General features: G+C 64.6%; 15 protein-coding genes and 1 pseudogene. 4 read left to right on the top strand and 12 right to left on the bottom strand.

Annotated elements, in window-relative coordinates:
• Window positions 1-26: 26 nt before the first annotated feature.
• The 5 genes from betB to betI are packed head-to-tail and all read right to left on the bottom strand — an operon-like array spanning window position 27 to window position 6,303.
• Complete coding sequence (gene betB / locus FJW05_RS23975; protein ID WP_140636229.1) at window positions 27-1,490, bottom strand: betaine-aldehyde dehydrogenase; 1,464 nt, start codon at window positions 1,488-1,490, stop codon at window positions 27-29.
• A gap of 50 nt (window positions 1,491-1,540) precedes the next feature.
• On the bottom strand, window positions 1,541-3,193 hold the full coding sequence (betA, locus tag FJW05_RS23970; RefSeq protein WP_140636227.1) for a choline dehydrogenase: 1,653 nt from the start codon (window positions 3,191-3,193) through the stop codon (window positions 1,541-1,543).
• Window positions 3,186-4,187 carry a threonine/serine dehydratase gene (locus FJW05_RS23965; protein ID WP_140636226.1) on the bottom strand — a complete coding sequence of 334 codons (1,002 nt, stop codon included), beginning with the start codon at window positions 4,185-4,187 and terminating at the stop codon, window positions 3,186-3,188. The genes betA and FJW05_RS23965 overlap by 8 nt, the downstream gene beginning before the upstream one ends.
• Window positions 4,187-5,716 (bottom strand): choline-sulfatase, encoded by a 1,530-nt coding sequence (betC, locus tag FJW05_RS23960; protein ID WP_140636224.1) that lies wholly within the window; start codon window positions 5,714-5,716, stop codon window positions 4,187-4,189. The genes FJW05_RS23965 and betC overlap by 1 nt, the downstream gene beginning before the upstream one ends.
• Window positions 5,713-6,303, bottom strand: coding sequence for a transcriptional regulator BetI (gene betI / locus FJW05_RS23955; protein WP_140636222.1), 591 nt, complete (start codon window positions 6,301-6,303; stop codon window positions 5,713-5,715). Before betI ends, betC begins: the two co-directional genes overlap by 4 nt.
• Window positions 6,304-6,489: 186 nt before the next feature.
• Between betI and FJW05_RS23950 the strand changes: the two genes are divergently transcribed.
• Window positions 6,490-7,656 carry an acetyl-CoA acetyltransferase gene (locus tag FJW05_RS23950; RefSeq protein WP_140636220.1) on the top strand — a complete coding sequence of 389 codons (1,167 nt, stop codon included), beginning with the start codon at window positions 6,490-6,492 and terminating at the stop codon, window positions 7,654-7,656.
• Window positions 7,657-7,706: 50 nt separating this feature from the next.
• A complete protein-coding gene (locus FJW05_RS23945; protein WP_140636218.1) occupies window positions 7,707-8,711 on the top strand; it encodes an asparaginase in 1,005 nt (334 codons plus the stop codon).
• Here the strand turns inward: FJW05_RS23945 and FJW05_RS23940 are convergent.
• A pseudogene (locus FJW05_RS23940) lies at window positions 8,704-9,182 on the bottom strand (GNAT family N-acetyltransferase). The gene FJW05_RS23945 and the pseudogene FJW05_RS23940 sit on opposite strands and share 8 nt — an antisense overlap.
• A complete protein-coding gene (locus FJW05_RS23935) occupies window positions 9,182-9,463 on the bottom strand; it encodes a DUF1778 domain-containing protein (RefSeq protein ID WP_140636216.1) in 282 nt (93 codons plus the stop codon). Before FJW05_RS23935 ends, FJW05_RS23940 begins: the two are co-directional and overlap by 1 nt.
• 181 nt (window positions 9,464-9,644) lie before the next feature.
• Here FJW05_RS23935 and FJW05_RS23930 point away from each other — a divergent pair, with 181 nt between their 5' ends.
• Window positions 9,645-10,457 carry a methyltransferase domain-containing protein gene (locus FJW05_RS23930; RefSeq protein ID WP_140636236.1) on the top strand — a complete coding sequence of 271 codons (813 nt, stop codon included), beginning with the start codon at window positions 9,645-9,647 and terminating at the stop codon, window positions 10,455-10,457.
• Here the strand turns inward: FJW05_RS23930 and FJW05_RS23925 are convergent.
• Window positions 10,454-11,830 carry a TIGR03808 family TAT-translocated repetitive protein gene (locus FJW05_RS23925; RefSeq protein ID WP_140636214.1) on the bottom strand — a complete coding sequence of 459 codons (1,377 nt, stop codon included), beginning with the start codon at window positions 11,828-11,830 and terminating at the stop codon, window positions 10,454-10,456. The two genes, FJW05_RS23930 and FJW05_RS23925, sit on opposite strands and share 4 nt — an antisense overlap.
• 106 nt (window positions 11,831-11,936) lie before the next feature.
• On the opposite strand from FJW05_RS23925, the gene greA reads away from it, so the two are divergent.
• Window positions 11,937-12,419 (top strand): transcription elongation factor GreA, encoded by a 483-nt coding sequence (greA, locus tag FJW05_RS23920; protein ID WP_140636212.1) that lies wholly within the window; start codon window positions 11,937-11,939, stop codon window positions 12,417-12,419.
• Here the strand turns inward: greA and FJW05_RS23915 are convergent.
• The 4 genes from FJW05_RS23915 to FJW05_RS23900 all read right to left on the bottom strand — a co-directional run bounded on the left by FJW05_RS23915 (window position 12,416) and on the right by FJW05_RS23900 (window position 17,049).
• The gene (locus FJW05_RS23915) at window positions 12,416-12,802 is read right to left on the bottom strand and encodes a type II toxin-antitoxin system death-on-curing family toxin (protein WP_140636211.1); all 387 of its coding nucleotides are present in this window, start codon (window positions 12,800-12,802) and stop codon (window positions 12,416-12,418) included. The genes greA and FJW05_RS23915 overlap by 4 nt on opposite strands.
• Window positions 12,799-13,029, bottom strand: a complete 231-nt coding sequence (locus tag FJW05_RS23910) for an AbrB/MazE/SpoVT family DNA-binding domain-containing protein (protein ID WP_140636209.1) — start codon at window positions 13,027-13,029, stop codon at window positions 12,799-12,801. The genes FJW05_RS23915 and FJW05_RS23910 overlap by 4 nt, the downstream gene beginning before the upstream one ends.
• A gap of 460 nt (window positions 13,030-13,489) precedes the next feature.
• Window positions 13,490-15,610 (bottom strand): methylmalonyl-CoA mutase, encoded by a 2,121-nt coding sequence (scpA, locus tag FJW05_RS23905; RefSeq protein WP_140636207.1) that lies wholly within the window; start codon window positions 15,608-15,610, stop codon window positions 13,490-13,492.
• Window positions 15,607-17,049 carry a methylmalonyl-CoA mutase subunit beta gene (locus tag FJW05_RS23900; RefSeq protein WP_140636205.1) on the bottom strand — a complete coding sequence of 481 codons (1,443 nt, stop codon included), beginning with the start codon at window positions 17,047-17,049 and terminating at the stop codon, window positions 15,607-15,609. The genes scpA and FJW05_RS23900 overlap by 4 nt, the downstream gene beginning before the upstream one ends.
• Between the last annotated feature and the right edge of the window lie 66 nt (window positions 17,050-17,115).

Here is a 17,115-nt window from a genome sequence, read left to right as displayed (position 1 = left end):
GCCGACTTTCGTGATCTGTCAATCCCTCAATACGGGCTCGCCACGTCCCCCGTCTCGACATAAACCGCCTTCAGCTGCGAATAATGCGCCAGCGCCGCCAGCGAATTCTCGCGGCCGATGCCGGACTGCTTGACGCCACCGAAGGGCATTTCCACCGGCGTGAGATTGTAGGCGTTGATCCAGCAGATGCCGGCCTGCAATTCGGCGATGACGCGATGCGCGCGCGGCAGGTCGCGCGTGAACACGCCCGCCGCCAGCCCGAATTCGGTGTCGTTGGCGCGCTCGATCACCTCGTCCTCGCTGTCGAATTTGAGCACGCTCATCACCGGTCCGAAAATCTCCTCGCGCGCGATCCGCATGGTGTCGGCGACATTGGTGAACACCGTCGGCTCGACGAAAAAACCGCCTTCGAAACCCTGCAGCGACGGTAAATTGCCGCCGCAGGCTAGGCTGGCGCCATCCTGCTTGCCGGCTTCGATATAGGAAACGACCTTGTCCTGCTGCGCCTTGTTGACCAGCGGACCCATCTGCGTTTCCGGATCGAGCGGATCGCCGATGCGGATCTTCTTGGTGCGCTCGACAAGCCGCTCAACGAAGCGGTCGTGCAGGCCCTTCTGCACGAAGACGCGCGTGCCGTTCGAGCAGATCTGGCCGGTAGAGTAGAAGTTGCCGAGCATGGCGCCGCCGATGGCGTTCTCGAGATCGGCGTCGTCGAAGACGATCAGCGGCGACTTGCCGCCGAGCTCCATCGTCGCGTGCTTCATCTTCGAGCCGGCAAGCGACAGCACCTTGCGGCCGGTCGGCACCGAGCCGGTCACCGAGACCTTGGCCACGACATCGTGCCCGACAAGGCCGGCGCCGACATCGCCATAGCCTTGCACGACATTGAACAGCCCGTCGGGCAGGCCGGCCTCTGAATAGATCTCGGCCAGTGCCAGCGCCGAAAGCGGCGTGTTCTCCGACGGCTTGAATACCATGGCATTGCCCATGGCCAAAGCCGGCGCCGACTTCCAGCCGGCGATCTGGATCGGATAGTTCCAGGCGCCGATGCCGACGCAGACGCCGAGCGGCTCGCGGCGCGTATAGGCGAAGGGCCCGCCGAGATCGATCATCTCGCCATTGAAGGCGGCGACCGCTCCGGCGAAATATTCCAGGCAGTCGGCGGCCGAAGGGGCGTCGGCCACCAGCGTTTCCTGGATCGGTTTGCCGGTGTCGAGCGTCTCGATGCGGGCCAGATCGGCATTGCGCGCGCGCAGAATGTCGGCAGCGCGGCGCAGGATGCGGCCGCGCTCGACGGGCTTCAACCGTGCCCAGGCAGGCTGCGCGGCCCGGGCGGCTTCGATCGCCAGCTCCAGCACGTTCGGCGTTGCCGAATGCAGCGTGGCGATGATCTCGCCGGTAGCCGGATAGATCACCGGCAGCGGGGCACCGCCTTCGTCCTCGATGTAGCGGCCGTTGACGTAGTGCGATGCCGTTGGCTGGGCGCGCATGGCTTTCTCCGGAACTGTTCGCCGATCGGGCGGGTGTGCCCGACAATGCCCTATCGGTCCGCCACCTGCCAGCGCGGATTGATCCACGGTTCCTGGTTGGATGGCGCCAGCGGCGTTCGGCCAAGGATGTGATCGGACGCCTTCTCGCCGGTCATGATCGACGGCGCGTTGAGGTTGCCGTTGGTCACCCGCGGGAAGATCGAGGAGTCGGCGACGCGCAGCCCCTCGACGCCGATCACCCGGCATTCCGGATCGACGACGGCCGTAGGATCGTCGGCGCGGCCCATCCTGCAGGTGCCGCAAGGATGGTAGGCGCTCTCGGCATGGTCGCGGATGAAGGCGTCGAGCTCGTCGTCCGACTGCACATGGCTGCCCGGTGAAATCTCCTTGCCGCGGAAGCCATCGAAGGCCTTCTGGCCGAAGATCTCGCGCGTCAGCCGGATGCAGTGGCGGAACTCGCTCCAGTCGTCCGGATGCGACATATAGTTGAAGCGGATCACCGGCTTGGCCTTCGGATCGGGCGAGCGCAGGCCGACCGAGCCGCGCGACTTCGAGCGCATCGGCCCGACATGCGCCTGGAAGCCGTGCGACTTCGCCGCCGACTTGCCGTCATAGCGCACCGCCGCAGGGATGAAGTGATACTGGATATCGGGGTAATCGACGCCGGCCTGCGAACGCACGAAGGCTGCCGCCTCGAAATGGTTGGTGGCGCCAAGGCCGGTCTTGAAGAAAAGCCATTGCGCGCCGATCAGCGCCTTCGAGAAAGGATTGAGCACCGAGTTCAGCGTGATCGGCTTGGTCGATTCCTGTTGGATATAAAGCTCCAGATGATCCTGCAGATTGCCGCCGACGCCCGGCCGGTCGGCAACCACCTGGATGCCGTTTTCCTGGAGATGCGCGCCCGGGCCGATGCCTGACAGCATCAGGATCTTTGGCGAATTGATCGACGAGGCCGCGACGATCACCTCACGCCGCGCCTTAACGACCTGAATCTTTTTATCAGCTTCAATCTCGACGCCGATCGCGCGTTGATTCTCGATTACCACGCGCCGGGCGAAACCCTTGAGCAGCCTGACATTTCCGCGTCTGAGAGCCGGCTTCAGATAGGCGTTCGCCGCCGACCAGCGGCGGCCGCCCAGAATGGTCTGTTCCATCGGCCCGAAACCTTCCTGCTTGGAGCCGTTATAGTCGTCGGTGAGCTCGAACCCGGCCTGGCGGCCCGCCTCGACGAAGGCGCCGTAGAGCGGATTTTTCCGCGTGCCGCGCTGCACATGCAATGGTCCGCCTTTGCCCCGCCAGCCATCCTCGCCGCCGTCGCAATCCTCCATGCGCTTGAAATAGGGAAGCACGTCGGCGAACGCCCAGCCTGCGGCGCCCTGTTCGGCCCAGTGGTCGAAGTCATGCGCATGTCCGCGCACATAGACCATGCCGTTGATCGAGGACGAGCCGCCGAGCACCTTGCCGCGCGGGGTGGCCAGCACGCGCCCGCCGAGATGCGGCTCCGGCTCGCTGGCGAACCCCCAGTCGTAGAGGCTCATATTGAGCGGGATCGACAGCGCCGACGGCATCTGGATCAGCGGCCCCATATCGGTGCCGCCGAACTCGATGACGATCACCGAGTGCTTGCCGTCTTCCGATAGCCTGTAGGCCATGGCCGAGCCGGCTGAGCCGGAGCCGATGATGACGAAATCCGCTTCAAGCATTGTTCACATGCGCCATAAAGTCGGCGAGCGAGACATTGCCGCCGGTTGCAACCACAAGGACGGTCTTGTCCTTCACATCCACCTTGCCGCCGAGCAGCGCCGCGAGCGATGCCGCGCCCGAAGGCTCCAGCACCAGCTTCATCCGCTCGAAGGCGATCTTCATCGCCCACCGCACCGAGGCGTCGTCGACGGTGACGCCGCGCACGCCGGCCGCGCGCACCGCCGCGAAGGGCGCGTCGCCGGGCTTGCGCGCCATCAGCCCGTCGCAGATCGATTTCGGCCCGATCGGCATGGTCTCGATCGCGCCATGCGCCAGCGACGAGCCCATGCCGTTGAAACCTTCCGGCTCGACGGCGATGATCTCGGTGTTGCGCGACAGATAGTGGAAGGCCAGCGAAACACCGCCGATCAACCCGCCGCCGCCGACCGAGCAGAATACCAGGTCTGCATGCGCCTTCTTCATTGCCAGCTGGTCGAGCGCTTCCAGTCCCGCGCCGGCCTGGCCGGCGACGATCTCAGGATCGTCGAAGGGATGCAGCAAGGTGAGATGCTCGCTCTCGGCGATCTCGCGCGCCTTTGCAGCCGCAACTTCCTCGCGGGCCCGTTCGCCATGATCCGTCAGCACCACGCGCGCGCCATAACCGGCGGTCGCGTCGCGCTTGGCGGCGGGCGCGTCGATAGGCATGACAATGGTGACGGGGATGCCCAGCGCCTGGCCGGCCGCCGCCAGCCCTTGCGCGAAATTGCCGGAGGAATAGGCGACGACCCCCTTTTTCGCTTCATCCGGCGAAAGCCGGTTCAACCGCCAATAGGCGCCGCGCACCTTGAAGGAGCCGGCCCATTGCAGCGACTCCGGCTTGACGAAGATCCGCGCTGCACCCGTCTCTTTTGCGAGCGCCGCCGACTCCAGCAGCGGCGTCACCTGCGTGGCCGTCGAGGTGACGGCATAGGCCTGTTTCAGATGGTCGAGGGTGGGAACGAGAACGTCAGCCATTATTCGCCTCTCGGATAGCGTTTGCTCTCTTCGAGATTGTCGAGGTTCATGTGGTTACGCATGTAGCGTTCCGACGCCTTCTGCAGCGGCTGGAAATCCCACGGGTAGTAGGCGCCGTTGCGCAGCGCCGGATAGACGACCCAGCGGCGCGCCTGGCTTTCGCGCACGGCGGCGTCGAAGGCGGCCATGTCCCAGCGGGCCCCGACCTTGTCCATGAACGCCGCCACCAGGGCTGCGTTCGCCGGATCGTCGGCGAGGTTGTCACGCTCGAGCGGATCGGTATCGAGATCGAACAGTTGCGGCGCGTCGAGCTCGCAATGGACGAATTTGTATTTACCGTCGCGCATCGCGACCAGCGGCGCGTAGGAGCCTTCGGCCGCATACTCCATCAGCACCGGCCCGCTTCGCGCCTTGCCGTCGAGCAGCGGCAGCAGCGACTGACCGTCGGTCCACGGTTCGATTGCCGCGATGTCGATACCGGCTAGGTCGCAGAGCGTCGGCGTCACGTCGAGATTGGAAACCGGCGCCGCGATCAGGCCGGCCGGCACGTCCTTGCCGGCGATCATCAGCGGCACGCGCGCCGAGCCTTCGAAGAAGCTCATCTTGAACCACAGGCCGCGCTCGCCCAGCATGTCGCCGTGGTCCGAGCAGAACAGGACGGTTGTGTCGTCGAGCATGCGGGTACGCGTGAGGACGTCCAGAATCTCGCCGAGCTTGTCGTCGACATAGGAAATGTTGGCGAAATAGCCGCGCCGCGAACGGCGCACTTGTTCTGGCGTGATCTCGAAGGCTTGGTAGTCGCTGGCGCGGTAGAGCCGTTGCGAATGCGTATCCTGCGCGTCATGCGGTATGAACGGGATTTCAGGATCGAGCGCCTGGCAGTTCTCGTAGAGATCCCAATACTGCTTGCGCGCCACATAGGGGTCGTGCGGGTGCGACAGCGAAACGGTAAGGCACCAGGGGCGATGACCCGCGTCGTCCTGCTCGCGCGACAGCTGGTAGAGCTTTTGCATGGCAAGGAAGACGACCTCGTCGTCATACTCCATCTGGTTGGTGATCTCGGCGACGCCGGCGCCTGTGACCGAACCCAGATTGTGATACCACCAGTCGATGCGCTCGCCGGGCTTGCGGTAGTCTGGCGTCCAGCCGAAATCGGCGGGGTAGATGTCGGTGGTCAGACGCTCCTCGAAACCGTGCAACTGGTCGGGCCCGACGAAATGCATCTTGCCGGACAGGCAGGTGTAGTAGCCGGCGGCGCGCAGATGGTGGGTGAAGGTCGGAATGGAAGAGGCGAACTCGGCGGCGTTGTCATAGACCCCGGTGCGCGACGGCAGTTGCCCGCTCATGAACGAAGCGCGGCCAGGCGCGCAGAGCGGCGAGGCAGTGTAATTGTTGGCGAAGCGCGCCGAGCGCGCGGCAAGCGCCTTCAGGTGCGGCGCATGCAGGAAGTCCGCCGGGCCGTCCGGAAAGAACGTGCCGTTGAGCTGATCGACCATGACGATCAGGAAATTGGGTCGCCGGGTGGTCAAGGCAGGCTCCGTCCGTTGAGCTTGGTTTCGAGATAGTCTTCCACGAGCGCGATCGCGGTCTGCGCGTCGGGCACGCCGTCCTTCAGCGCGCGGCGGATGTAGAGCCCGTCGATCAGTGCCGCGGTCGCTTCCGCCACGCGGTCTGCCTCGGCCCGAGGCAGGATGCCGGTCAGCCCGCTCATCAGGTTCGAATGGAGCCGCCGCGCATAGATGCGCAGCAGCCGCCGCAGCTCCATCGATTTCTGTGCCTCGACATAGAAGGCGAGCCAGGCGGCGATGATCTGAGGCTGGAACTGCTCGTCGGAAAAGCTGACGGCGACGACGGCCGAGACGCGCTGGCGCGGCGTCGCGGCAAGGCCGAACGCGCGTCTGGTGTCGGTGTTGAGCTCGGCGAGGATGTGCCGCATCGTTGCGAAGAGCAGTTCGTCCTTGGCGCCGAAATAGTGATGCGCCAGCGCCGACGACACTCCGGCGCGGCCGGCGATCTCCGACATCGTCACGTCCAGCGATCCGCGCTCGCCGATCGCCGAGATCGTCGCGTCGATCAGCGCCCTGCGGCGCACTGGCTCCATTCCGATTTTGGGCATTTGGGGGTCCGGTTCGAGCCAAGGTTATTTTTTATTGACGCGTCAATCAATAAAAATCGACACCGGGATCAACCGATCGTGTCGTTCTGGCCCATGGCATGGGGCTGGAAACGGTTCATTATTGAACAATATTAAATCACGTGCCGCGTGCGATCGTGCTAGGCTGCGGCACAGATGGAGGTTGCCATGACCGCATGCATCGTCGGCTGGGCGCATTCGCGCTTCGGCAAGCTCGAAGGCGAGACGCTGGAGGGCCTGATCACCAGGGTCGCCGTCGAAGCGCTCGATCACGCCGGCATCGGCCCAGACGATGTCGACGAGATCGTGCTTGGCCATTTCAACGCCGGCTTCTCGCCGCAGGATTTCACCGCAAGCCTCGTGCTCCAGGCCGATGACCGGCTGCGCTTCAAGCCGGCGACGCGCGTCGAGAACGCCTGCGCCACCGGCTCGGCCGCCGTCCGTCAAGGCATCCGCGCCATCGACGCCAACGCCGCTCGCATCGTGCTGGTGGTCGGCGCCGAGCAGATGACGACCACGCCCGGACCCGAGATCGGCAAGAATCTCCTCAAGGCATCCTATCTGCCGGAAGATGGCGACACGCCGGCAGGCTTCGCCGGCGTCTTCGGCAAGATCGCGCAGGCCTATTTCCAGCGCTATGGCGACCAATCGGACGCACTTGCCATGATAGCCGCCAAGAACCACCGGAATGGCGTCGACAATCCCTATGCCCAGATACGCAAGGATTTCGGCTACGAGTTCTGCCGCCAGGAGAGCGAGAAGAACCCGTTCGTCGCCGGTCCGCTGAAGCGCACCGATTGCTCGCTGGTCTCCGACGGCGCCGCGGCGCTCGTCCTCACCGACACGGCGACGGCGCTGAAAATGCGCCGCGCCGTGACTTTCCGCGCCAATGAGCATGTGCAGGACTTCCTGCCGATGTCGAAGCGCGACATCCTCTCCTTCGAAGGCTGCGAGCGCGCCTGGGAGCAGGCGCTGAAGAAGGCCGGTGTGACGCTCGACGACCTCTCCTTCGTCGAGACGCATGACTGCTTCACCATAGCCGAGCTGATCGAATACGAAGCGATGGGGCTCGCCAAGCCAGGAGAGGGCGCCAAGCTGGCGCTGGATGGCACGACGGCGAAGGACGGTCGGCTGCCGGTCAACCCGTCCGGCGGCCTGAAGGCCAAGGGCCACCCGATCGGTGCTACCGGTGTCTCGATGCATGTGCTGACAGCCATGCAGCTCACCGGCGAAGCCGGCGGCATCCAGGTGCCGGGCGCAAAACTCGGCGGCATCTTCAACATGGGCGGCGCGGCCGTCGCCAACTACGTTTCCATCCTCGACCGGATCAGGTAGAAGCGGCCCGCGTTAAAGCGGCGCCGCTGGGCGTGCGTGCGGGAGGCAACATGACAAATCCGGTTCTGGTCGAGGTCACACGCGGCGCTGTGGTCGAAAGCGCCCACCGCGGCGCGGTCTCCGTCTTCGACGCCGACGGCAAGCCCGTCTGGGAAATCGGCGACACGGACCGCCCCGTGTTCCCGCGCTCGGCGGTGAAAGCAATCCAGGCATTGCCGCTGGTGGAATCGGGTGCCGCCGATGCTTACGGCTTCGGCAACCGCGAGTTGGCGCTGGCCTGCGCCTCGCATTCGGGCGAGCCGGCCCATGTCGAGCTGGCCACGGCGATGCTCGCCAGGGCGGGCCTCGACAGGACGGCGCTGGAATGCGGTGCGCACTGGCCCTCGAGCCATGAGGCCACCATCGCGCTCACTCGAGCCGGCAACGTGCCGAACGCCTTGCACAACAACTGCTCCGGCAAGCATTCCGGCTTCCTCTGCACCTGCGTGCATGCCGGCATTTCCCACGGCGGCTATGTCAAGGCCGGCCACGCTTTGCAGGAGATGGTCCGCGACGCCATGCAGTCCGTGACGGGCGCGGCGCATGACGTCGACCATTGCGGCATCGACGGCTGCTCGATCCCCACTTACGCCGTGCCGTTGAAGAATTTCGCTCAGGGCTTTGCCCGCATGGCGACGGGCAGGGGCTTTGCGCCCGAGCGCGCCAAGGCGGCGAAGCGGCTGCTTTCGGCCTGCATGGCCGAGCCGTTCCTGGTCGCCGGCACCGGCAGGGCCGACGTCGCGCTGATGCAGGCAGCACCCGGTCGCATCTTCGTCAAGACCGGCGCCGAAGGCGTCTATTGCGCGGCATTGCCCGAGCTTGGCCTCGGCATTGCCTTGAAGTGCGATGACGGCGCGGGCAGGGGGGCCGAAGTGATGATCGCCGCGGTGCTGGCGAAGTTGCTGCGCGACGATGAGGCGGTAGCGACACGGCTCGCCGAGCTCGCCCATCCCGCAATCGAAAGCCGCATAGGTGCCAAGGTCGGCTTGCTGCGGCCGACGGCGGCGCTCAACTAGCTGTCTTCAGCGACAGCACCAAAGTCATCGGATTTTTTGGGGAAGCCTGGAAGCCGTAGCGCTCATAAAACATCTTGGCTTCATCCGATATGGCATGAACCAGGAGACCGCGAATGCCGAGAATGGCTGCCGCTTGGCCCGTCCGCAGCACCGCGTCCTGCAGCAGAGCAACACCCAGACCCTTGCCTTGCCAGTTCGCATCGACAGCCAAACGGCCAAGCACAGCCACAGGCACGGGATCGGGCATATTGCGGCGGATCGAACCAGGCGCATCCGCCAAGTCAAGTCCGCCCGATGAAAGGCAGTAGTAACCGACGACGTGCGTCCCTTCCGCAACCACATAGGTTCTGGACGCCCCGCTGACTTGATTGGCGCGCGCCCGCCGTCGAAGCCACTGATCCAGGCTGTCGGTCCCGCTTTGAAAAAGTCGAGTTCGTGCGCATCGGCTAAAAGGGCTGGAGCCGAAAGCATCAGTCCCGCCAAGGTTTGGGCGCGTTCATCAGGCGGGCGAATCCCTCGCCGCTCGGCGGCTGGTCGAGGATATCGAGATAGTGCTGATAGCTTTCGGCATCGACCTTGACGAGCGTCTGGTCGAGCAGCGTGTCTTCGGCTGCACGGTAGGCGGCGTCGATCATGAAGTCGGAGCGGGTTTTCCCCCGTATCTTCGCGGCGCGGTCGATCAGGATGCGGATATCCTCGCGGATGCGCAGATTGACGGGCTTGGCGTGGGTGTCCTGGTTTTTGGTGGCCATGGTGATGTATCCTTCCATTACCAATATAGCATTTTTGCATACACAATGTGTATCTAAATCTGAGATTGCCAATTCCATCGCTGGCGACCTGGACGGCGCCGGTTCTACGCAAAACCGAACAGCAGCGAGTTCATGTTTCTGCTAGTCTCCCTTACCATCAATCGGATGCTGGGCGGTGGCTATGCTGGAAGCGGACAAGGTGTTTGCCGGGTCGATCCCGGAAAATTACGATCGCCATATGGTGCCGTTGATTTTCGAGGCCTATGCCGCGGAGACCGCGCGGCGGGCGGCGTCCTTCTCACCTTTGGCCATTTTGGAAACCGCCGCGGGCACAGGGGCCGTCACCCGCGCCTTGGCGCCAAAACTTTCTCCGGACGCCAGCTATGCCGTAACCGACCTCAATCAGCCGATGCTCGATTATGCGGCTTCGCGCCAGGGGCCCGACAGCCGCATCGCATGGCGTCAGGCGGATGCCCTGAATCTGCCCTTCGAGGATGCCGCCTTCGACCTCGTCTGTTGTCAGTTCGGCGCCATGTTCTTTCCCGACCGTTCCGCTGCCTATCGCGAAGCAAAGCGGGTGCTGAAGCCCGGCGGACATTTCCTCTTCAGCGTCTGGGATCGCATCGAGGAGAATGCATTCGCCGATGACGTGACGAATGCTCTCGCCAGGATTTTTCCGCACGATCCGCCGCGCTTCCTGGCGCGCACGCCGCACGGTTACCACGACAAGGACCTGATCCGCAGCGACCTTGAAGCCGCGGGATTTTCCGATGTGACGATCGACACCAGAGCCGAGCAGAGCCGCGCATCCTCGCCGCGCGTTCCGGCCGTTGCCTATTGTCAGGGGACGCTGCTTCGCAACGAGATCGAGGCCAGGGAGGCAGGACGGTTGGCGTCCGCGACCGACTACGCCGAGTCCGTGATCGCCGACAGACATGGCCGCGGTGAAATTGCCGCCAAGATCCAGGCGCACATCATCGTGGCCTCGATCTAACTGACCTTGTTGCGCTCGACGGTGAGATGCGCGTAACCGGTATCGGTCGATCGGGTGAGGTCCCCGGTCACCGGATCGGCCCAGCGCTGGCCGATGATGGCGCCGTGTTGCGCGCCGTCGATAACGTTGTCCGAGATGACTGCGCTGCCGGAACCCTCGACGACCGAAACGACGATGCCGGTGCCCGCTTTGCGGATGATGTTGCCGGTCGCCACGACGTTGCGCAGATAGGGGCCCCAGCCGAGCTGCATGCCATAGAGCAGCGCGTTCTCGACGACGTTGCCGGACACCGTCGTGTCGGCCTCGGCGCTGATGCCGACGCCGAAACCGGGCGGATCGGCGGTGTAGGGGCCGGTGGTCGAGAGGTTGCGCACGATATTGTTCGAGCAGACGGCCATGCGGCCGCCTTCGTTGAAATTGACGATCGAGATGCCGTTGGCGGCGCCGTCGACCAGATTGTTGCTGACGATCGCGCCTTCGAACGAGAATTCCGAATAGATTCCGGTCTCGCCCGAGCGCGAGCAGGTGTTGCCGGTGATCTGCAAATTGCTTGAGCTGTTGGCGCGGACCGCGGTGAAAGCACAGTCGGAGACGACGTTGCCGGAGATGATGACGTTGCCGGCGCGGAAGGCATTGATGCCGTTGCCGTTCTGCCCGGTGCCGCCGCTGCGCGCGCCGATGCGCTGGACACGATTGCCGCTGACGATGGTGCCGTCCTCCGCCGCCTGCCAGCGGTGCACCAGGATGCCGCCATTGGCGCAGTCCGAAACGCTATTGCCGGAAATCTCCAGCCCGCCGGCCTCGACTGAATAGATGCCGGCATCTGCGGCACCCGAAATATCGGAGCGGCCGACGCGGCCGACGGCGTGCTCGAGCGCCAGCCCGTTCTTGCCGCTGCCGGTCACCTGGCAATTGTCGATGACCAAGTGCGCGACACGGCGCAGATCGAGCAGCCCTTGCGTGTAATCGGCCAGCCAGCGGTTTGCGCCGTCGAGCACCAGGCCACTGAGCTCGATGTGCTCGGCTTGTTCGGCCATCATCAGATGGCCGTTGCCGCCATAGACGATGCGCGTCGCGCCGGGCACGCCCGACAGGCGCACGCGTGCGGGCAGCTTCAGGTTTGAGACGAGATAGCTGCCGGGCGGCAGGAACACCGGCTGGTCGCGGTCGCTGGCCTCGGTCAGCATCCTGGCGAAAGCCTTGCTCTGGTCGTCGACCGCGCCCGGCTGGACGCCGGTCTCGGTGGCGTTGATCGAGCCGCGCATCGCGGCCATCTCGATGCCCGGCAGCGACTTGGCCGATGCCTTGCCGGCAAGGACGCCGGCGGCGGCGAAGCCGGCGGTCCGGGCAAGCAGCGTTCGTCTGTTCAACATCGGCACAGGTCCTGGCGTTTCGCCCTGTCTGTCGCAGGAATCGTGCCAAGGCGGGCTCATCGGCAAACCGCTTGTGCAGTCGCCTCGCCAAGCCTAAGTTCACCGCATGAGCAGAGCTTTCACGCGCGAAGAAGACAGCGAGAACGCCATTGCCGGCGTCGGCGAACGTCCGGTCAGCACGCACCGCAACCTGGTGACGGAGCGCGGCCTTGCGATGATCGAGGACAACCTCGCCGAGCTGCGCGACCTGATGGCCAAGGCTGAAAGGCGCGGCGACCGCGAACGCCTCGCTGTCGTGTCGCGCGACCTGCGCTACTGGACCGCGCGGCGCGAAAGCGCGGAGCTTTCGGTGCCGGAGCCGGGCAGCGACGTGGTGCGCTTCGGCATGGGCGTCACCCTGGAAGGCGACGACGGCAAGAAGGTGCATTGGCGCATCGTCGGCGAGGACGAGGCCGATCCCTCGAAGGGCAGCATTTCCCATGTCTCGCCGATGGCCGTGGCCCTCTTCGGCAAGAAGATCGGCGAGGTCGTGACCGTCAACGGCAAGGAATGGGAAATCGTCAAGCTCTCGGACAAGGCCGAGAACTAGTCTTCGACCTTCACGGTGTGGTCACGGAAGAAGGCTGCGGCGCCGGCCTCATCGATCTGACCTGCGGCGACCATCATCACCAGCTGAATGATGTCCTGTTGCTCGGCTTCGATGCTCAAACCATTGAAATAGAGGAACAAGTCGGCCGCGGCAAAAGCCGTGCGCTTGTTGCCGTCGACGAACGGATGGTTCTTTGCAATGCCGAAGAGGTAGGCGGCAGCGAGTTCACAAAGATCGGGCTGGCCGTACGCTTCTTTCTGTCGGGGCCGGGCGAGGGCAGATTCCAGCATGCCCTCGTCGCGTATGCCTGGGGCGCCGCCGTGGAGGCGTAATTGTTCGGCATGCATCGCCTCCACGAATTCCCGCGAGTGATGCTCGGTCATTTAGCGAGCGCGCGGTAGGCAACCTCGTATTTCTTCATTCGCTCGCGCGCGATCTTCATCTTGCGCTCGAACTCTTCGGCAGAGTCTTCCAAGCGGCGCAAGCGAAGCTCTTGGCCCTCCTGAACGACAACCACGTTGTCACCCGCCTTCATGTTCAGGCGGTCAAGAAGCTCCTTCGGCAGGATCACGCCTTCGGAATTGCCGATCTTTCGAATGATGGTGTTCATGGTGCTGCAGTCCTGTTACAACATTGATTATAACCTAAACACCGTGTTGTTGCAACAGACATTATAACCCAGTGCAGCCCATGAACCAGCCAACGTCCGCGATTAACCGCGACGATTTATCCTCGTCATACACGGGCGGAGCAGGAGCAAAGCTCCTGCGCAGACCCGAGGATCCATTCCGTGACGCTTGTACGGATCAAAACGATGCGGAACCAGGCGCTTATCCAGTCCAGTGACAAGGCTCGATAGCGTCCGGACGATTATGCGACCATTCTGAGGTGTCGCGTTCCTTCGCAGACGTCACGGAATGGATCCTCGGGTCTGCGCGACGGAGCTTTGCTCCTGCTCCGCCCGTGGATGACGAAGCGAGGCGATGCTTCGGCCAATCGCGGACATTGGCCTCGGCTTCGGTAGCGACGTCGGCGACCTGCTCTCGCCGCCGCTATTACCGAACCCTCGCTCAGCCGCCCAACAACCGATCCATCAGCCGGTTGGCCGCTTCCGGGATGACGGTCCCTGGCGGGAAGATCTCCGCCGCGCCTGCGGCCAGCACCGCGTCGTAGTCTTGTGGCGGGATGACGCCGCCGGCGACGATTAGCATGTCGCCATGGCCAAGCTTCCTCAGCGCGTCCTTGAGCTCGGGGATCAGCGTCAGGTGCCCGGCGGCTAAAGAGGAGGCGCCGATGATGTCGACGTCGTGCTGCACCGCGAGCTTCGCGATCTCGTCCGGCGTCTGGAACATCGGCCCGACGGTCACGTCGAAGCCCAGATCGGCGAATGCGCTGGCGATCACCTTCTGGCCGCGATCGTGGCCGTCCTGTCCCATCTTGGCCACCAGGATGCGCGGCTTGCCGCCGGTTTTCTTTTCGAACGTTTCGATCTTCTCCTGCAGCCGCTCAAGCGCCGGGTTGTCGCCGAGCGCCTCGCGATAGACGCCGGAGATCGTCTGCACCGCCGCCGTGTGGCGGCCGAATACTTTCTCCAGCGCCAGCGAAATCTCGCCGACGGTAGCGTTGGCGCGCGCCGCGCGGACCGCGAATTCGAGCAGGTTCTCGTCGCCCTCGGCGGCACGGGTCAGCGCCGCCAGCGCATCCTCCAGCGCCGCGACGTCGCGTGTGCCTTTCAGCCGCTGCAGCTTCGCCAATTGCCTGGCCTTCACCTCGGCATTGTCGATCTTCAGCACATCGACCTCGATATCCGCTTCAGGCCGGTGCGCGTTGACGCCGACCAGCACCTGCTCACCGGAATCGATGCGCGCCTGGGTACGCGCGGCCGCCTCCTCGATGCGCAGCTTCGGAATACCCTTCTCTATCGCCGCCGCCATGCCGCCGAGGCTTTCCACCTCCTCGATATGGGCGAGCGCGCGCGCCGCCAGATCATGCGTCAGCCGCTCGACATAGGCCGAGCCGCCCCACGGATCGATTATGCGCGTGGTGCCGGATTCCTTCTGCAGGACGAGCTGCGTGTTGCGCGCGATCCGCGCCGAATGGTCGGTCGGCAGCGCCATTGCTTCGTCGAAGGAATTGGTGTGCAGCGACTGGGTGTGCCCCTGCGTCGCCGCCATCGCCTCGATCATCGTGCGGGTGATGTTGTTGTAGGGATCCTGCGCTGTCAGCGACCAGCCCGAGGTCTGGCAATGGGTCCGCAGCGACAGCGAGCGCTCGTCCTTCGGCGCAAAATTCTTCTTCATCAGGTTCGACCACAGCAGCCGCGCGGCCCTGAGCTTGGCGACCTCCATGAAGAAGTTCATGCCGATCGCCCAGAAGAAGGACAGGCGCGGCGCGAAACGGTCGATGTCGAGGCCGGCGGCGACGCCGGCGCGGGCATATTCGATGCCGTCGGCGATGGTGTAGGCAAGCTCCAGATCGGCCGTCGCGCCGGCTTCCTGCATGTGGTAGCCGGAGATCGAGATCGAGTTGAACTTCGGCATATGCCTGGAGGTGTAGGCGAAGATGTCCGACACGATCCGCATCGAAGGTTTCGGCGGATAGATGTAGGTGTTGCGGACCATGAATTCCTTCAGAATGTCGTTCTGAATGGTGCCAGTGAGATCGTTCTGGGCGACGCCCTGTTCCTCCGCCGCCACGATGTACAGCGCCATGATCGGCAGCACGGCGCCGTTCATCGTCATCGACACCGTCATCTCGTTGAGCGGAATGCCGTCGAACAGCTGCCGCATGTCGAGGATGGAATCGATTGCAACGCCCGCCATGCCGACATCGCCGGCGACGCGCGGATGGTCGCTGTCATAGCCGCGATGCGTGGCGAGATCGAAGGCGACCGACAGGCCTTTCTGCCCGGCCGCGAGGTTGCGTCGGTAGAAGGCGTTGGATTCCTCGGCTGTCGAGAAGCCGGCATATTGCCGGATCGTCCAGGGCTGCTGGACATACATGGTCGGGTAGGGGCCGCGCATGAAGGGGGGCAGGCCGGGATAGGTGTCGAGATTGGCAAGACCCTTGAGATCGCCTTGGCCGTAAATGTGCTTTACGGCGATGCCTTCCGGCGTCATCCGCTGACCTCTGAGCTCGACCGGCGCGCGACGCGGCTCCGACCAGCCGATCTGGCTGAAATCCGGGATCATGATCCGGCTCCGATCGACTGATCGATGCGCACCGGAAACAGCGGCTCGCAGGTCGCCACGCCTTCGGTCAGGGCTGGACGCCGTTCCCGCGGTAGCGTCTCGACAGGACGTTCGCTGCCGACGCGGTAAAGCGTCGTGCCGACAATGCCGCGCTCGCCCGACCGATAGGCGCCGTTGCGCTTGGCGGCGGCCGTCTGCACGCGGTTCTGGATATAGCCCTGCTGCAGGCTGGCGAGCACGCCGCCCTCGGCCTCGATGCGCTGGAATTCTTCCCAGGCCGCGGCGCAGAGATCGTTGGTCAGCGCCTCGACCGAACCGGAGCCGCAGGCCGGATCGGCGACATGGCCGATGTGGCTCTCCTCGGCCATGATCAGCTGCGCGTTGCGGGCGACGCGACGGGCAAAGCCGGCCGGCAGCCCGTGCGCAATGGTGTGCGGCAGGATCGAGATCGAATCGGCGCCGCCGGTTGCCGCCGCGAAAGCCGCGATCGCCGTGCGCAAAATATTGGTCTCCGGGTCAGCCATCGCCATCATGCGATACGAGGTCTCGGCATGGATGCTGGCGGTCGAGGCCGGGATAGAGCAGGCTTCCTGGACCCGCGCCCAGAGCTTGCGCAACGCCCGCACCTTGGCCATCGACAGGAACTGGTCCTGGTCGACGCTGAGCGCGAAGCCGATATAGGGCGCCGCATAGACCAGCGGCTGGCGCGCCTTCTCGAACATCCTGAGATAAGACACGACGGAGGCCATCATCGAGCCGAGCTCCTGCGCCTCGGTGGCGCCGGCATTATGGAAGACGCGGCCGTCGGCCTCGAGCAGCACGCCCGGCACGCCCATCGAGAAGAAATGCGCCAGCGACTGCGGCATCGATTCCTGCAGCGCCTCGATCGAGGTGCGCAGCCGCCCGGTTCCGGCGAAGATCGCTGCCGGGTCGATGCCGAAGGAAAGGTTGAGCTTGGCCGGATCGGAGCGGCGGCGGCTCAGGAAAGCGAGCAGCCAGTCGGCCACGGCGCGACTCCACGGATGCGCGTCGATGCGCACCTGCACGCGGTTGAGCGGCACGCCGTCGAGCACCCTCTCCAGCGCCTCCGCGGTGCGCGGCAAGCCGTAGCCGAAGGCATTCGGCGCACCTTCGAAGACAAGCGACAGGCCGGTGGCGCCTTGGGCGATGTCTTCCAGGGCTTGCGCACTGGCCCGGGCGACATCCGGGTCGTCGACGCGCTGGCTGACGATCCAGGGCGCGGTCGGATTTGTGCGCGGCAACGGCTCGGCGGTCGTCGAGCGTTGGCTGAGCGGCTCGATGCGGATGCCGTCATCGGTGTGGGAGACGAGCTTCTCCTCGAAGGAACCGCCGGCAAGCGCCTTTTCCGCCAGCGCCTGCCAACGCTTGGCGTCCGGGTTCGGAAGGTCGACATCCCTGGTCAAGGCGCCGGCGCCCATCGCTCTCCTCGCTTCTCGGCCGCATCATCCGGGTCCGGCCAATCTAAGGTCAGGAACCGGATATCA

Source organism: Mesorhizobium sp. B2-9-1 (genome assembly GCF_006439455.1).
GTDB lineage: Bacteria > Pseudomonadota > Alphaproteobacteria > Rhizobiales > Rhizobiaceae > Mesorhizobium.
Note: the sequence above shows the minus strand (reverse complement) of the source record. Positions and strands in the feature narration are given on the sequence as shown.

Bases quoted from the DNA above. Each gene is read 5' to 3' on its own strand.
- scpA (WP_140636207.1), bottom strand. From the start codon at position 15,610: ATGATCCCGGATTTCAGCCAGATCGGCTGGTCGGAGCCGCGTCGCGCG.
- FJW05_RS23900 (WP_140636205.1), bottom strand. From the start codon at position 17,049: ATGGGCGCCGGCGCCTTGACCAGGGATGTCGACCTTCCGAACCCGGAC.
- betI (WP_140636222.1), bottom strand. From the start codon at position 6,303: ATGCCCAAAATCGGAATGGAGCCAGTGCGCCGCAGGGCGCTGATCGAC.
- FJW05_RS23935 (WP_140636216.1), bottom strand. From the start codon at position 9,463: ATGGCCACCAAAAACCAGGACACCCACGCCAAGCCCGTCAATCTGCGC.
- FJW05_RS23915 (WP_140636211.1), bottom strand. From the start codon at position 12,802: ATGACCGAGCATCACTCGCGGGAATTCGTGGAGGCGATGCATGCCGAA.
- greA (WP_140636212.1), top strand. From the start codon at position 11,937: ATGAGCAGAGCTTTCACGCGCGAAGAAGACAGCGAGAACGCCATTGCC.
- FJW05_RS23965 (WP_140636226.1), bottom strand. From the start codon at position 4,187: ATGGCTGACGTTCTCGTTCCCACCCTCGACCATCTGAAACAGGCCTAT.
- FJW05_RS23910 (WP_140636209.1), bottom strand. From the start codon at position 13,029: ATGAACACCATCATTCGAAAGATCGGCAATTCCGAAGGCGTGATCCTG.
- FJW05_RS23925 (WP_140636214.1), bottom strand. From the start codon at position 11,830: ATGTTGAACAGACGAACGCTGCTTGCCCGGACCGCCGGCTTCGCCGCC.
- FJW05_RS23950 (WP_140636220.1), top strand. From the start codon at position 6,490: ATGACCGCATGCATCGTCGGCTGGGCGCATTCGCGCTTCGGCAAGCTC.
- FJW05_RS23945 (WP_140636218.1), top strand. From the start codon at position 7,707: ATGACAAATCCGGTTCTGGTCGAGGTCACACGCGGCGCTGTGGTCGAA.
- FJW05_RS23930 (WP_140636236.1), top strand. From the start codon at position 9,645: ATGCTGGAAGCGGACAAGGTGTTTGCCGGGTCGATCCCGGAAAATTAC.
- betA (WP_140636227.1), bottom strand. From the start codon at position 3,193: ATGCTTGAAGCGGATTTCGTCATCATCGGCTCCGGCTCAGCCGGCTCG.
- betB (WP_140636229.1), bottom strand. From the start codon at position 1,490: ATGCGCGCCCAGCCAACGGCATCGCACTACGTCAACGGCCGCTACATC.